Raw genomic sequence first — 15,610 nt, forward strand, 5'->3', positions numbered from 1 at the left:
TGGATGGTGTGAAAATGGAAATAACTAGACATCTTTTATTCAACTTATCATTATTATTAGTTATTTTGTTTTTTTATTTACTGTGGTTAGAACGAAGAAAAAATATCCCTAAATTCATCACTTTGGGCAGTTTCATCTGTTCTATATTCGTATGTTTCCTTTTTTCTTACCACCCTATTCCCCATGTTTCATACGATTTAAGACTCATTCCCGTATTGATTGGCGGATTATATTTTGGAATTGGACCATTACTTGCAATCATCATCATTATTATTAGAGCTTTTTATGGAATTGATTTAGGTTTTTTTGCGAATCTGGCTATATATGGATCATTATTTTTTGTATTTTTAAACGTTCATCCTTGGTTTATTAGACAAACTCCTAGAAGACGTATATCGATATCTATCATTTGTGCCATTACTTTCAGCGTTATCACGCTATTTCTATTGCCATTGGTCAATTGGGTGACTCTGGAATTCGATACCTTGTTTGCTTACATGTTCATTCCAACTCTCGGTGTTTTTATTTTTTCTTATTCAGTTGAATTTTCCTTTAAAAATATTCGTTTATATAAACGAGTCATTGATTCGGAAAGAACGGTTGCGCTAGAACAAATGGGGGCTGCCATTGCACATGAAATCAGGAACCCTCTGACAACGGCAATTGGATTTGTCCAGTTTCTTCAAGAAACAGAGGTTAATCAAACAAAAAGACAGCAATACCTTACGATGGTAAAGGAAGAATTGGATGCAGCAGAATTAATTATTAAAGATTATCTGATTTATTCACGACAGTTTACGGATCAAATAGAGGAAATTGATATAAACAATGAGTTAAATCATGTCCTCAGTACATTACGACCGTTAGCTGAAGGACATTCCGTAAATTTTTATACAAGTTATTTATCAGTTGGAACGATCACTGGAAATATTAAAAAGTTTCGGCAATGCTTATTTAATATTATTAAAAATGGGATCGAGTCTATGCCCTCAGGAGGGAGTCTGATTGTCTGCAGCCAATTACATCATTCAAATGTCATCATTGAAATTAAAGATAAAGGGACAGGTATGAGTAAAGAGCAGTTGGAACAACTAGGAAAGCCTTATTATTTGACAAATGGGCCTAAGGGAACTGGTTTAAGCATGATGGTTTCATTTGGCATTGTGCGAGCAATGAATGGGAGTATTAAAGTAAAAAGTGATATAGGCAAGGGAACAACATTTATCATTTCTTTTCCAGGTAATCGCAAAATTGTAGATAATATTTAGAAAATTATAAAAGGTTGTTGAGTTTATAACCTAAAGGATGTAAAATAATAATATGGATGACAAGGAGGTTATAAAGAATGGGTGCAAATAATACCGTTTTAATTGCTGGTTTTGCGCAACTTCCCAAAGGAACTACGCAGTATGAGAAATATCAATCACTAGCAGTTGTTTTAGTGATTAATGTTGAAACAGAAGTGATTGAAGATGCTGAGTTCACATTTATTGCAGACTTAACAAACTATTATTTAACCTCTCTTGTAAGAGGATATGATTTAAAACAAGGTATTAATCCTTTGGTTGAAATTCTTCGTAATCGTGTATTAATCCCTTCACAAGGTGCTGTCATTCAATCTATCAAATCAGCTTACGATCGATATAGAGAGTCAAAGACGGCAGTATATGCTTATAAATAAAAATGCTGGTTATCTATGGGGATAGTCCAAAAAACTTTCTTAATTAATAGATAGGGGCCCAGCAACATGAGCGTAGGCTTATTGTTGCTGGGCCCCTATTTATTTGATAGTCGGAGGAACCAGTGAATCCCTAGCTTCGGAAATTATAAATACTGCTGTAAAGGATGAGCGAAGTTAGTTCTACGTGGATATTCCAAAAGTGGGAAATATAGGAGGGATATTATTGCAAACGAATTTTGTTGAATGTCCATTTGATGCATTTTTAAAGGTTAAACATGAAAAGATTAGTGAAACAAATTTAAAGGTCACTATGCCGATAGAGCCTCTTTATTTAAATAGCATCGGGGTCGTGCATGGGGGGGTTATCTGTTCATTGGCGGATATTGCAATGGGAAATATATTTGGCGCAGATGCAAACAATAATCAGAAAATGGTCACAGTGGACATGAATACTACTTTTTTAAAACAAGCAAAAGGAAAGTTTCTCATTGCAGATGCGGTTTTGATCAAAAAAGGAAAGACATTAAATCATATCGATTGTCTGATTTACAATGACCAAAATGAATTGGTAGCAAAAGCAACAGCGATTTTTATGAATCTTAAAGAGTTGAGTACCAGGAGGGGTAATAGATGAATATTTTTGCAGTCATGAAAAGTACTTTTGATACGGAAGAAAAAATCTCGGTTCAAAATGGAAAAATCAGTGAGGATAGCGCAGAATTCATTATCAATCCTTATGATGAATATGCGATTGAAGAAGCTCTTTTATTGCGGGAGAAACATGGTGGGGAGGTCACTGTTGTCACGATTGGCGGAGAAGAAGCGGAGAAAGAACTTCGCACTGCTCTTGCCATGGGTGCGGATAAAGCAGTTCTGATTAATGAGGAAGAGCTTGAAGAGGAGGGGGATGAATACTCTACCACCGCTATATTAAGTGCTTATTTTAAAGAAAAGAGCCCAGATATTATTTTAGCAGGAAACGTAACAGTTGATGGCGGATCCGGGCAAGTTGGTCCTAGACTGGGTGAAGAATTAGGAATTGCGGTTGTAACAACCATTACAAAGTTAACGATTGAGGGGAACAGGGCTGTGATTGAACGAGATGCAGAAGGAGATGTTGAAACGATTGAAACAACACTTCCATTACTTGTGACATGTCAACAGGGGCTAAACGAACCTCGATATCCTTCATTACCAGGTATTATGAAGGCAAAGAAAAAGCCGCTGGAAAAGCTGGAATTAGATGATTTAGATATAGATGAGGAAGATGTTGAGGCAAAAACAAAAGTAATTGATCGTTTCTTACCGCCGGTTAAAGGGAAAGGAAAAATTCTTGAAGGGGAAATCTCACAACAGGTAAAAGAGCTTACATCTTTATTAGTAACTGAAGCAAAAGTAATCTAATTGGTACTTTAGTAGATTAATAATTCAGAAGATATTTGGGGAGGAACCTATATGTCAAAGAAAGTGCTAGTGTTAGCTGAAATACGTCAAGGAGAGCTGCGGCAAGTTTCGTTTGAAGCCATTGCTGCAGCAAAACAAATTGCAGACGGTGGTGAAGTAGTAGGGGTATTAATAAGTAGTGATGCTGCTGGTCTAGCTGATACGATGATTCATTATGGGGCTGATCGTGTTGTCATTCCTGAGCATCCTCGTTTAAAGAACTATACATCAGATGGATATACTCAGGCCATTCTTCAGGTAGTAGAAGCGGAAAAACCTGAAGCCTTTCTTCTCGGGCATACTTCGATTGGTAAGGAAATTTCCGCTCGAATTGCTTCTAAGTTGAAAGCAGGCCTTGTTTCAGATGCTGTTGCTCTTGAGGTAAATGGAAATGAGTTTATCTTTACCCGCCCGATTTTTTCAGGGAAAGCTTTTGAGAAAAAAGTGATTAAGGATGGACTGATTTTTGCTACATTCCGTCCGAATAATATTAGTATGCCGGACAAGGATGAATCACGGACAGGGGAAGCAACGGTTATTGAAGTTGAAGTAAAGGATTTACGTACGATTGTTCAAGATGTGATTCGTAAAACAGTAGGCGGGGTAGACCTTTCTGAAGCCAAAATCATCGTTTCCGGAGGCCGTGGAGTAAAGAGCAAAGAAGGATTTGCTGTTTTACAGGAATTAGCAGACGTATTAGGTGGTGCGGTAGGAGCTTCTCGTGGCTCCTGTGATGCGGGGTACAGTGATTATTCCTTACAAATTGGTCAAACCGGTAAAGTGGTCACACCCGATCTTTATATTGCCTGCGGAATATCCGGAGCCATTCAACATGTTGCAGGTATGTCTAATTCCAAAATCATCGTAGCCATTAATAAGGATCCAGAAGCTCCAATTTTCAATATAGCTGATTATGGGATTGTAGGTGATCTGTTCGAGGTTGTGCCAATGTTGACGGAAGAATTTAAAAAAATAACTGTTGGTACGGGTGTCTAATGTGAAATGGGAGGGAGAAATTCCTCCCTGATTTATCATTGGGGAGATGAAATAGAATGTTGTCATTACTAAATTTACTTGCTTTTCTAACAGTGGCTGGATATGCCTTCTATTTATTTGTCAATCTAGTATATACTCGGTATCTTTTTATAAAGCTTGGCAAGAAAGCTGAATTTGAACCAAACCTTAAAGAACGATTCCGCCTGATCTTAATTAATGGCTTCGGTCAGTCGAAATTATTTAAAGACAAGAAAAGCGGTTTGATGCACCTTATCCTATTTTATACCTTTTTTATCATTCAAGTAGGACTCATTGAACTGATTATCAAGGGATTTATTAAAGGCTATGAATTTCCTTTTGGTGTGGCGCACAAGTATTTCAGTCTGCTACAGGAGTGGGCAACATTCCTTATGCTGCTGGCTGTTGTATATGGCTTTTACCGCCGTTATGGTGAAAAATTAAAGCGATTGCAATGGAAGCGTGACGGCAAAGCGGCTTTTGTCTATATTGCTTTAACTGTTTTAACGACTTCTATCCTTTTAACATTGGGATTTGAAGCGATAATGCATGGGTCTGAACCCAATCTTTTATATGCTCCATTCTCTAGTGCCATTGCGTTGTTATTTTCCGGTATCGGAACAACAGCAGGAACTGTGTTGTTCTACATATTTTGGTGGTGTCATATGTTGACTGTATTCACATTCCTCGTGTTTGTACCACAGTCAAAGCAATTTCATGAGTTATTTGCCATGGTCAATATCTTTTTTAAAAAACAAGGACCTGTTGGGAAACTAAGGAAGATTGATTTTGAGGACGAGTCCGCAGAAACATTTGGTGTTGGGAAAATAGAAGATTTTACGCAACAACAGCTAATCGATCTGTATGCATGTGCAGAATGCGGGCGATGCACGAATATGTGCCCTGCTTCAGGAACTGGAAAATCCTTATCTCCGATGGACCTGATTGTAAAGATGAGAGATCATTTGACAGAAAAAGGGGCAGTGGTTACTTCAAGACAGCCGTGGGCACCTGCTTTTGTCTTTAAAAACACAAGGGCTAACCAACTTGCTTTAACGGGCAGCGGTGCTAAGGAAGTTGCAGCAACGATGGAAAGTGTTAGTTTAATAGGTGATGTCATTACAGAAGAAGAAATTTGGGGATGTACAACGTGTCGGAACTGTGAAGATCAATGTCCGGTAATGAATGAGCATGTAGATAAAATTATTGATTTACGTCGATATCTTGTCCTGACAGAAGGAAAAATGAATCCTGATGCCCAACGTGCGATTACAAATATTGAGCGACAGGGAAATCCATGGGGACTTAATCGAAAAGAGCGTGAAAATTGGCGGGAAGGTCGAGAGGATATTTCTGTTTCAACTGTGAAAGAAAAACAAAAGACCGGGGAAGAATTTGAATATTTATTCTTTGTTGGTTCAATGGGTTCTTATGATAACCGCAGCCAAAAAATTGCTCAGTCCTTTGCTCGGGTGATGAATTTAGCAGGCATTTCCTTTGCGATTCTAGGTAATAATGAGAAAAATTCAGGAGATACGCCGCGCAGAATCGGAAATGAGTTCTTATTCCAGGACTTAGCAAATGCTAATATTGCAAACTTCCAAAAGTATAATGTAAACAGAATTGTAACGATTGATCCACATGCCTATAATTCTTTTAAAAATGAATATCCAGAGTTTGGACTAGAGGCGCAAATTTATCACCATACAGAATTGTTGGCTTTATGGATCAGAGAGGGAAGAATCAAATTTACAAAAGAACTAAATGAAGTGATTACGTATCATGATTCTTGTTATTTAGGCCGCTACAATACGGTTTATGATCCGCCTCGTGAAATTTTAAAAGCGATTCCGGGTGTAAAAGTTGTAGAAGCTAGCCGCAACCGTGAAAATGCCATGTGCTGCGGAGCTGGCGGCGGTATGATGTGGACAGAGGAGAATACAGGAACACGGATTAATATCGCAAGAACAGAGCAACTTCTTGAGACCAAACCAACAATAATTGGGAGCGGATGTCCGTATTGTTTAACGATGATCAGTGATGGTGTAAAGGCAAAAGAAGTTGAGGAGACAGTAGAAAACTTTGACATCGTTGAAATTTTGGAAAAAGCATTATGAATGATGCAGTAATAAAATTAAATTAGCAAATAGAATTATAAAAAAGAAAAACCGGAATTTCCTACTTTATAAAGAAGGGATTTCGGTTTTTCTTGTAGATTCAGAACGTGTTAATTGATCATAAAGTTATTCATCTATTTAATTATTTCTTGATTTCTTTTCCTTGTGTTCACTAAATAATAAGAATGAATACAGGATGTAATTGGAATAATTAGGGCTATGCCAATTCCTGCACAAAAGATTGTGATCATTTCAGTGGTAAATACTTTTGAATTGATAATCTCCCCAATAGAATAAGATAAATCTTTAAACCATATAAGCAGCCCCAAATAGCCGCCAAAGAACGCAAAAAATAATGTATTCGTATCTGTTCCCAAAATATCTATTCCAACGCTAAGTCCTGAAGTGAATAAAGTTCTTCTACTGATGGCGGGATTGTGATGAAAGATTTCTTGCATGGAAGATGCAATGGAAATGGCAACATCCGTAATGGCACCGATTGTACTCATAATAATTACAGAAGCACCAATTTTCACAAAATCCACTCCAATATAAAGGGAAAAAACACTAAGCTCATCAACTTCTTCTTCACCGAATCCCTGTATCATTAACTTTTCCGTCACAATAACGATAAACAAGAGTAAAATGGCAATCGTTATCATAGTAGAAATAAATGCTGTGATCGTTTTACTATTCACTTCATTAATATAAAAAAGACTAATACTGCTAATCAATAAGCATGCAATGAATGTGAAAATAATCGGATTGAAATGGGGATTCGTCATAAAAAATATAGTAAGAAAGATGACACCAAAATTTAAAAGTAAAGATAAAAACGACCGTGCCCCTTTTTTTCCGCCAATCAGTATCATCAATAAAAATAATATGACCGCCAAGACTACCAATACATTCATAATCTTGCCTTCTTTCGATTAATAAAGAAAATAGAAGTATATAGACTAATGGGAATGGTTAATACGATGCCAATACCACCAGCCAAGGCCCGGGCTAGCTCTAATGAAAGATTTAAGGAAAGAGTAAACCCTAGAGGCGAAGCATTTTTTAAATATAAAATGATCATAGGAATAGAACCGCTAATATAGGCAAAAAACAGAATACTTGTTATCGTACCCATAACATCTTTGCCTATTTCCATTCCAGAGGTTTGAAGCACTTTTGCTGGTAAATGGTTATTGCTTTCATATAAAGCAAAGATGGAAGAGGCCATTGTAACAGAAACATCCATTACAGCCCCTAGAGACCCAATGAATAATCCAGCCATAAAAACAAATTTATAAGGACGTGTCAAAAATTGCATTTCCTCATACCGAAGACCATTGTCCGATGTTAACCACATAATAAAATAGGTAATTAACAATGAAATGAAAGTCCCTATTATGGTTGAAACAATAGCAGCATATGTTTTTTCATTAAAACCATTAACAAGCAGCAAAGAAATGATAGTAAAGAAAAAAACACTAATACCAGCTATCAGTATCAAACTTATGTTTGGATTTTTCACGTACACATCGATGGAGAATGTTAATATAAGGGCATTTACTGCCAAACTTATAACCGTAAACAGTCCCCTCTTTTTGCCAATGATAAGCAAGGTAAAGATGAAAATCCAAGCAATCATTAAGATGTATTTATCACGTTTCACGTCCAGAATAGTTCCCGTTATTTCATTATTCCCTTTTTTATTCGAATTGATTGAAACAAACAATTCGTTTCCAGCATGATATTGTTGGTCATAGGCTCCAGAAGATGAATATTTATTTGTTAAATGAATAAGCTCTCCTTTTTTCTCTCCATTTTTTAATAGGGCCTCTATTTGCTGGGTGAATAGGTAATCTTTATTATGATGTATGTCCGTAATTTCAGTTTTGTCGACCAGCTTTGTTTTGATCACCTTGGCGATAGGACGGTCGTAGAATGAATAATTATGATTAACAAATAAAATAGATAAGACAAAGCCAAGCACAACAATGGCATAAATAAAAATTCGTTTTAAAGTTATTTTTTTCAATATCTTTTCGAAGAAATTCAAAGAAAAGCCTCCAATTATTGAAATAGAAAGTTTAAGGGAGTTCACTAACAATGCCTTAGGATAACAATATTCGTTTTAGTGGTCAAGAGAGAGTCTACTGAATACGAAGAGTTAAAAAAAGCGGAGGAGGAAGAACCGTTTCTGGCACCTGTTATTATTACAGTAGCGATTATTGTGCCGTTTTTTAGGTCGAAGGTCTATTGATGCGAAAGTGGAGTTAATAATATATAAAATAATTTTTGTATAAATTTTTTTATTAGTCTTATTTAATTGGGAAAGCGCCAGAATAAAGAACTATCGTTATCATTCAAAGTGTATAACATTAATATTATACTAACGATAGTTTGTTTTATTAAAATCTAAAATACTTATACAGAATTTTTTATATAAAAAACAGTATAAATGCTTACTAATTAAGATACTATAAAATTTTTATTTATAAAAAATGTTTTTACTGTGATAATATTAAAAATCAATTGACTATAGTATTAATTACAAATATACTGAAAAAAAGTAATAGTATTATAGAAATTTTCAAGATGAATTGTTGTTTTACTAAAGTATTTTTTATTAATGGCTGATGGAAGAATTCATCGGGGAAGTGGTGATTGCTACATTTATAGTATTTATGTCATTTTTATTAACTGAATCTTTAAAATATTAAAAAAGGGGAATGTGTATGGGAAAAGTGAATCCAGCTGAAATCATTGGTAACAGCAAGTTTAATCGTTTTCATTTAGCATTGTTTATTTGGAGTTTTTTCATTATCTTGTTTGATGGTTACGATCTATCAGTTTACGGGACGGTTGTACCTCTTTTGATGGAGGAGTGGGATCTGAATCCGGTTCAAGCAGGTTCAATGGGAAGCTATGGACTATTCGGTATGTTGTTTGGCGCTATTATTTTTGGTATGTTGGCTGACCGAATTGGAAGAAAAAAGGTTATTCTTATGAACGTACTTATTTTTAGTTTATTTACCTTTTTATGTGCTTTCGCAGATAATGCTACTATCTTTTCTAGCTATCGTTTTGCTGCAGGATTAGGACTTGGCGGCATTATGCCGAATATTGCAGCATTGGTTACCGATTATGCACCACGCTCAATGAGAATTAAGTTGGTATCGCTTACGCTTGTGAGTTTTGCCGTTGGTGGAGCATTGGCACCGACCATTGGAGTCCTTTTAATTTCTCACTTTGGCTGGGAATCAGTCTTTTGGGTAGCTGGATCACCACTTCTAGCCCTACTGTTCATGATGAGACAGCTTCCTGAATCTACCAGCTATCTTATTCGAACTGGGAAAAGGGATAAGCTGATTGCTGCCCTTACTAAAGCAAGTCCTGGCTTAAACATCCGCCCTGATGCTGAAATTATTGAAGAAAAGGTTACTGCTGCTAAAATACCTCTTGTCGGTTTATTTAAGGAAAATCGCGCTTTAAGTACGGTTATGTTCTGGATCGCGTTCTTCTGCGCATTATTGATGGTATACGGTTTAAATACTTGGCTGCCAAAGTTAATGATTGAGGCCGGTTATGGTTTGAATTCAAGCTTAACTTTCCTTATTGCACTTCAAGGCGGGGCGGTCATTGGAATTCTCTCTTTAAGTCATCTTTGTGAGATGTATGGTTCTAAACGCGTGCTGATTCCAACTTATATTGCTGGAACGATTGCTTTATCATTGCTTGGATTTGGCGGCAATCCGGTTCTTATTTTCATTCTTGTTGCTATTGCGGGTGCAGCTACAACAGGTGCACAGGTTCTGATTCAGGCCTATGTTACCTCGTTTTACCCTTCTGATATGAGATCAACAGGGATAGGAATTGCTTCCGGCGTAGGAAGATTGGGAGGTATGCTTGGACCTATTTTGGGAGGATTCCTATTAACCCTTACATTGCCAAATTTCATGAACTTTATGGTCTTCGCTGTGGCTGGTCTCATGGCAGCCATTTCAATTTCATTGATTACAGATAAACATTCTTCTACAAATAAACAGGTTCATGCAGATGCTGGTTAAACGAATTTTGCTCATCCTATTTTCTTTTTTACACCCAATAAACTTGAAAGGAGTTTCCTGTTAAACAGGAACTCCCTTTTTTTACTCGTTACCTTTCTTATAACCTACTAGAGCAAAATTCTTGGTTTTCCTTTACAAGCACAATAAATAAGTTGTAAAAAGGGTAGGTCAATTTAATTATTAATGATGGGAAATAAATAACGAACCGAAAGAACTAGTGTGTTTTTAGGTTGTTTTACATGTAAAATTAATAAAACTTTATCGATATTATAAATTTGTGTGATAAAAGTATTATAAAGATATATTTAAAATAATACAATTGTGAAAATATTATTTTTCTTTATTGGGGGGTTAAATAATGTGCGGACTATCTTTAAATGAAATTCTACTTCTCAAACAAACATTATTAATTCAGATTAAATTGCTCGGAGAAACTATGATGGATTTCGGAATGAAGGAAGGGCTGACACATGAAAAAACAATTAATTTGAGTCAGGAACTAGATCAGTATATTTATTTATATCAAAAATTAAAGAAACGCTCCCTAGAGTATGCGTTAGAATAAAGGAAAATCTAAACAACCCGTATATTTCTTCTATTTTTTCTTTTTAACTTTGACTTCGGGATATTTTGTATGAAAATTAATTAACCTTAATGATATAATTACAAATTTATATATATAAAATATTATCAACATATATTGAAAACACTAAAATAAATTATTAAAATATTTGAATATATTTTTTAGGGGGTAATTATATATTAAAAGATTTATATAAGCATGAAAGACCCCTAGCAAATTACTAGGGGTCTTATTTCTTCTATGAATTAAGCATTTACTGTTTCTTTAATTAATCTCTTGTAGCCGCCATATAACCAGTCAGCGATTTCATAGTCTTGAGAAGTTCTTCCTCCAAAGATCATCTTACGCAATTGAATCATAAGTGGATCTTCTGCGTGAAGGACTTCTCCCCATTGACGCGCCGTTGTTTGTACCTTTGCAGAACGAGGCTGACGTTCTTTTTGGTATTCTTGGAATGCCTGTGCATAATTTTCGCCATGAATGTGAAGCATATCGGCCAAGTATGAAGCATCTTCTAACGCTTGAACGCCGCCTTGTGCTAAGTATTGCAGCATTGGATGCGCAGCATCTCCAAGAAGTGTAATATTTCCATCTGTCCAGTTCTCAATTGGATTTCTATCAGCCATTGGCCATTTAAATTGACGGTTGATGAATGTTAATGAATGTTGCACGACTGGATGAGAATCGGCAAAACGTCTTTCTAATTCTGCAGGAGTTCCCCATTCTCTCCAGTTTGGTGAACCTGGCTCATAATCGTAGCTCTTGAATACAACCACTTGGTTATATAGCTCTTTTCTGCGTACTGGATATTGAACAAGGTGAAGATTTGGTCCAATCCACATAAATACATCATCAAGATCTAAATCATCTGTGATTTCAGTGATTGGGAGTGTACCGCGATAAGCAACATAGCCGGAAGGTACAACGTCATCCTGGCTCACATTCGGTCGGGTTTTTGACCAAATTCCGTCTGCACCAATAGCTGCTTTACCTGTAATGGTATCCCCATTTGTATCTGTCACAACGACTCCGCCGTCTTTATTTTCCACTTTTTCAATTTGCTGTTTTGTTTTAAGTGTAATGAGTGGACTTGCTTCACACGCTTCTAAAAGGACTCTATGTAAGTCAGAGCGGTGCATAACAGCATACGGATGACCATATCTTTGTTTAAAAGCTTCACCTAAGTCCATAGTCGCTAATTCTTCCCCAGTATAAACATCTTTTAAAACTAGTCTTTTTGGGAACACAGCAATTTTAGCGATTTCTTCAGATAAACCAAAGCGATCTAACACTGCCATTCCGTTAGGTCCAAGTTGAAGTCCTGCACCTACTTCACCGAATTGCTGTGCTTGCTCAAGAACAACTGACTTTTTTCCGGATTCAGCTGTTGCAAGAGCTGCTGCTAAACCGCCAATTCCTCCACCAATGATTACGATTTCATTTGTTAAATTTGCCATATCCCTATCCCCTTTTTTAAAAATTTTCCCCATTAATAGATTTACTTTGGTCCAAGACATATTTTTATGAAAATTTTAATTAACTTAATCATGCTAATGAGCAATGATTATCCTAATACCCTAAACTCATTTTTACCTTTTCATAAATAGGATTAAGAAGTTAATATAAAATATTCTACAAATAGTGAACCTAGTTCTCTATCGGTAATTTTATTTTATTATCAAGATAGTTTAAATGTCAATAATATTCTGAATATTTTTTAGATTTGTTTTACCTCGTAAAAAGAGCGGTTTAGACTAGCTGAGTGGAACTTGAAAGTTTTAAAGCGATTGGAACTCTGGAAAGAATTTTAACACAATGTTTTTAGTTGAATATCGGATGATTAAGCCCACTTAGGGAAAACTAAGCAAAAAATGCTGAAAGGGGTATGAAGATGAATGAAATACCTTCCAAATTAGAAGGAATGCAATTTGATTTATATGATCTGGAGCTTTCCCTAAAGCCGCTTGGCTATACAATTGGAGGAAATTGGGATTATGATCATGGTTATTTTGACTATAAATTTAATGACGAGGACAGCTATCAATTTGTCCGGCTGCCGTTTCGTGCCATAGAAGGTCAATTAGACTCACCGGGATGTAAGGTGGTGCTTGGGAGGCCTTTTGTCTTGTCCCATCGGTATCAAGAAGGATTAGATGACCATGCCATGATTGGTAATTTTTCGGCATCCATCAATCAATTTTCAGAACCAGTGGATCCAGATGCCTCCCTTTCCGGGGATAGTGTCCATATCGGGAAAAATATTGTGCAAAAATTGGAGGAAACCTTGCTGTAATAGTGGAATAAGCACAAATAAAGGTTAACGGGAAGATTATGTCCGTTAACCGATCTAAATTGTAAATAAACCTAAAAAAGGGATTGAGTCCTGTATAGTACAGAATTCAATCCTTTTTAATATTTCTATCTGCCGTCAGGAAACGACTACCGTGGCTTTGCAAGGTGTATCCTCACTGGAGGTGCCGAGGTATACCGTGTATTCGCCAGGTTTCACCACAAAGTCTCGTGCGCAGTAATCCCACACACTCAGCGGATGGTTTGTGGCGGATGGGTCAATCATGATGATGACTTCTTGTGACTGCTCCGGCTCGAGAAACACCTTCTGGAAACCGACCAGGCGTTTAGGCGGCTGCCCTGTGACCGGAATGCCAAGATAAACCTGGACGACTTCGGCCCCGGCGACTTTTCCTGTGTTGGTCACAGTGACCCTCACAGTGACCGGGGACTTGCTGTCCGCTTGGGCTGGCGTTACCGAGAATTCGGAAAGTGCAAAGGACGTATAGGACAGACCAAAGCCGAACGGAAATAGCGGTTTGATCCCCTGTGACTGGAACCAGCGGTACCCCATGTTAAGACCCTCGGAGTAACGGATGACCGGGAAGCCGTTGCCTTCATCGGTGCCGGGATAACGTTCAGGGTGACCGGCGTACAAGAGATCATCTTCTGACACTGGGTAGGTAGTAGGCACCTTTCCAGATGGATTTACCACACCGAAAAGCAGATCGGCGACGACATGACCATCTTCAGTACCTTGATTCCACGCTTCCAGAACCGCAGGAGCTTTGACAATCCATGGCATCAACACAGGGCTCGAGTCTTTCGTAACGACTACTGTTGGCGTGTCGACTTCCAGAAGTTCATCGAGCATGCGGTTCTGATTGTTAAGCATATTCGGACTAGGTAAATCAGCACCCTCGGATGCGACCAAGCCCGCCATCAAAATGACGAGATCGGCTTCTGCAGCAGCCGTCTTCGCCTCCCCAATGTTCGCCAGGTCCTTAGCAACGGTGACCTTGCTGACCAACGCGTTAGAACCAAGACTTTGCAGGACCTCCTGCATGCCCTCTACCGGTGGAACCGTGTAGAGCGGGACTACCTTGGACGAACCGCCGCCGCCATTGCAGGCGTCATCAACGAACTCGGACTGACCGATAATCACGATAGTGCCGTAGGCTTTCGGGTCGAGCGGCAGCATCCCGCCGTCATTTTTCAGGAGAACCGCTGTCTGAGAGCCAATTTTTCTGGAGATTGCTCCATGTTTCTTAGCATCAATGACACCCGGATTGTAAGGACGCTCGAACTGACCGAAACGGAACATTTGGGTGAAACGGCGAACCAGCGCCCGGTCGACGGTCTGAATCTCGAGGCTTGTGTCCTCAAGTGCATTTTTGATGTTGGTCTCGTTGCACCACTTAGCGTCCGGCATTTCATGGTCCATGCCTGCGTTCAGTGAACCGGCGCAGGAGCGGCAGGACCAGAAGTCGGACTGCACGTAGCCTTGGAAACCCCATTCGTCCCGGAGAATGTCATTGAGTATGTAGCGGTTCTCAGTGGCATAAACGCCGCGAACGCGGTTGTAGGCGCTCATCATTGCAGCGATATCGGCATCTTTGACGAGCATTTCGAACGGCAGCAGGTACAGCTCGCGCAGCACGTGCTCATCGACCTCGACACTGGTGCGGAAGCGCTCGTATTCTTGATCGTTGACCACATAATGCTTGCCCATGGCAATCACATCATGTGCCTGAATTGCCTTGGTCACCTCGACACCCATCACCCCAGAAAGGTACGGATCTTCTGAGAAGTACTCAAAGTTACGACCGGCAATCGGGGTTCGGTGCAGACAAACTCCCGGACCTTCAAGCACGTGCTGTCCCAGCGTTGCGGTCTCTGAACCGATAATGTCCCCGTATTCACGGGCAAGTCCAGGATCAAAACCGGCAGCCAGAGCAATAGACATTGGCAATGCGGTAGCGGGCGGGCTCGGATGTCCATCGCCCATGCCTACACCGACAGGGCCGTTGGTAATTCGAAAGCGCGGGATACCAAGCTCCTCGATCCCTTTTACATGGCGCTGTACTTGGATCTGGGCCATGAGCTGCTCTTGCTCCTCCGCGCTCATGGCATTCATTTCATCCGCAGTCGGCAAGGCGTAGATGTTGATTGTCTCCATTGCTCCATGAAGCTGGGCGAGCTTTTGCTCCAAGGTCATGGCGGCTACGAGTTTCTCGGCACGCTCACGGGGTGACAGCGACTTATCCATCCACGGAAATGAACCATTGTGAGAGCTATGTGCCAACACATTCAGTTCGGGGGTAGTAGTATGTTCATTATTCATGGGGGAACTCTCCTCACAGTATTTTAAATAGTAATTACAAAGTGCCTGATTATACCCTATTTCAATTATTACTAATAT

13 protein-coding genes are annotated in these 15,610 nt (G+C 38.7%); 9 read left to right on the forward strand and 4 right to left on the reverse strand.

The genetic code is table 11. The features are described 5' to 3' along the window. The first annotated feature begins 14 nt into the window (after positions 1–14). From HNR53_RS13990 to HNR53_RS14015, 6 genes are all read left to right on the forward strand, one after another. A complete protein-coding gene (locus HNR53_RS13990) occupies positions 15–1,268 on the forward strand; it encodes a sensor histidine kinase (RefSeq protein WP_184527244.1) in 1,254 nt (417 codons plus the stop codon). Positions 1,269–1,345: 77 nt separating this feature from the next. Then, positions 1,346–1,681 (forward strand): DUF3870 domain-containing protein, encoded by a 336-nt coding sequence (locus tag HNR53_RS13995; protein ID WP_184527035.1) that lies wholly within the window; start codon positions 1,346–1,348, stop codon positions 1,679–1,681. 223 nt (positions 1,682–1,904) lie between these two features. Next, complete coding sequence (locus tag HNR53_RS14000) at positions 1,905–2,315, forward strand: PaaI family thioesterase (protein ID WP_184527037.1); 411 nt, start codon at positions 1,905–1,907, stop codon at positions 2,313–2,315. Continuing rightward, a complete protein-coding gene (locus HNR53_RS14005; RefSeq protein WP_184527039.1) occupies positions 2,312–3,085 on the forward strand; it encodes an electron transfer flavoprotein subunit beta/FixA family protein in 774 nt (257 codons plus the stop codon). Before HNR53_RS14000 ends, HNR53_RS14005 begins: the two co-directional genes overlap by 4 nt. Before the next feature lie 51 nt (positions 3,086–3,136). Continuing rightward, the gene (locus HNR53_RS14010; RefSeq protein WP_184527041.1) at positions 3,137–4,120 is read left to right on the forward strand and encodes an electron transfer flavoprotein subunit alpha/FixB family protein; all 984 of its coding nucleotides are present in this window, start codon (positions 3,137–3,139) and stop codon (positions 4,118–4,120) included. A 56-nt stretch (positions 4,121–4,176) separates the two neighbouring features. After that, the gene (locus tag HNR53_RS14015) at positions 4,177–6,255 is read left to right on the forward strand and encodes a (Fe-S)-binding protein (protein WP_184527043.1); all 2,079 of its coding nucleotides are present in this window, start codon (positions 4,177–4,179) and stop codon (positions 6,253–6,255) included. Positions 6,256–6,389: 134 nt separating this feature from the next. Here HNR53_RS14015 and HNR53_RS14020 read toward each other — a convergent pair whose 3' ends face one another. Next, positions 6,390–7,169 carry a YibE/F family protein gene (locus tag HNR53_RS14020; RefSeq protein ID WP_184527045.1) on the reverse strand — a complete coding sequence of 260 codons (780 nt, stop codon included), beginning with the start codon at positions 7,167–7,169 and terminating at the stop codon, positions 6,390–6,392. Beyond that, the gene (locus HNR53_RS14025) at positions 7,166–8,305 is read right to left on the reverse strand and encodes a YibE/F family protein (protein WP_425488704.1); all 1,140 of its coding nucleotides are present in this window, start codon (positions 8,303–8,305) and stop codon (positions 7,166–7,168) included. Before HNR53_RS14025 ends, HNR53_RS14020 begins: the two co-directional genes overlap by 4 nt. A 679-nt stretch (positions 8,306–8,984) precedes the next feature. Between HNR53_RS14025 and HNR53_RS14030 the strand changes: the two genes are divergently transcribed. Both HNR53_RS14030 and HNR53_RS14035 read left to right on the forward strand, forming a co-directional pair. Then, positions 8,985–10,316, forward strand: coding sequence for an MFS transporter (locus HNR53_RS14030; protein WP_184527047.1), 1,332 nt, complete (start codon positions 8,985–8,987; stop codon positions 10,314–10,316). A 358-nt stretch (positions 10,317–10,674) separates the two neighbouring features. After that, a complete protein-coding gene (locus tag HNR53_RS14035; RefSeq protein ID WP_184527049.1) occupies positions 10,675–10,881 on the forward strand; it encodes an aspartyl-phosphate phosphatase Spo0E family protein in 207 nt (68 codons plus the stop codon). Between the two features lie 263 nt (positions 10,882–11,144). On the opposite strand, the gene HNR53_RS14040 is transcribed toward HNR53_RS14035, so the two are convergent. After that, complete coding sequence (locus tag HNR53_RS14040) at positions 11,145–12,356, reverse strand: FAD-dependent monooxygenase (protein WP_184527051.1); 1,212 nt, start codon at positions 12,354–12,356, stop codon at positions 11,145–11,147. 434 nt (positions 12,357–12,790) lie between these two features. Here HNR53_RS14040 and HNR53_RS14045 point away from each other — a divergent pair, with 434 nt between their 5' ends. Then, positions 12,791–13,192 carry a YugN-like family protein gene (locus tag HNR53_RS14045; protein WP_184527053.1) on the forward strand — a complete coding sequence of 134 codons (402 nt, stop codon included), beginning with the start codon at positions 12,791–12,793 and terminating at the stop codon, positions 13,190–13,192. Positions 13,193–13,327: 135 nt separating this feature from the next. On the opposite strand, the gene HNR53_RS14050 is transcribed toward HNR53_RS14045, so the two are convergent. After that, on the reverse strand, positions 13,328–15,532 hold the full coding sequence (locus HNR53_RS14050; RefSeq protein WP_184527055.1) for a beta-glucosidase family protein: 2,205 nt from the start codon (positions 15,530–15,532) through the stop codon (positions 13,328–13,330). Between the last annotated feature and the right edge of the window lie 78 nt (positions 15,533–15,610).

The organism is Bacillus benzoevorans, assembly GCF_014207535.1.
GTDB lineage: Bacteria > Bacillota > Bacilli > Bacillales > Cytobacillaceae > Bacillus_BD > Bacillus_BD benzoevorans.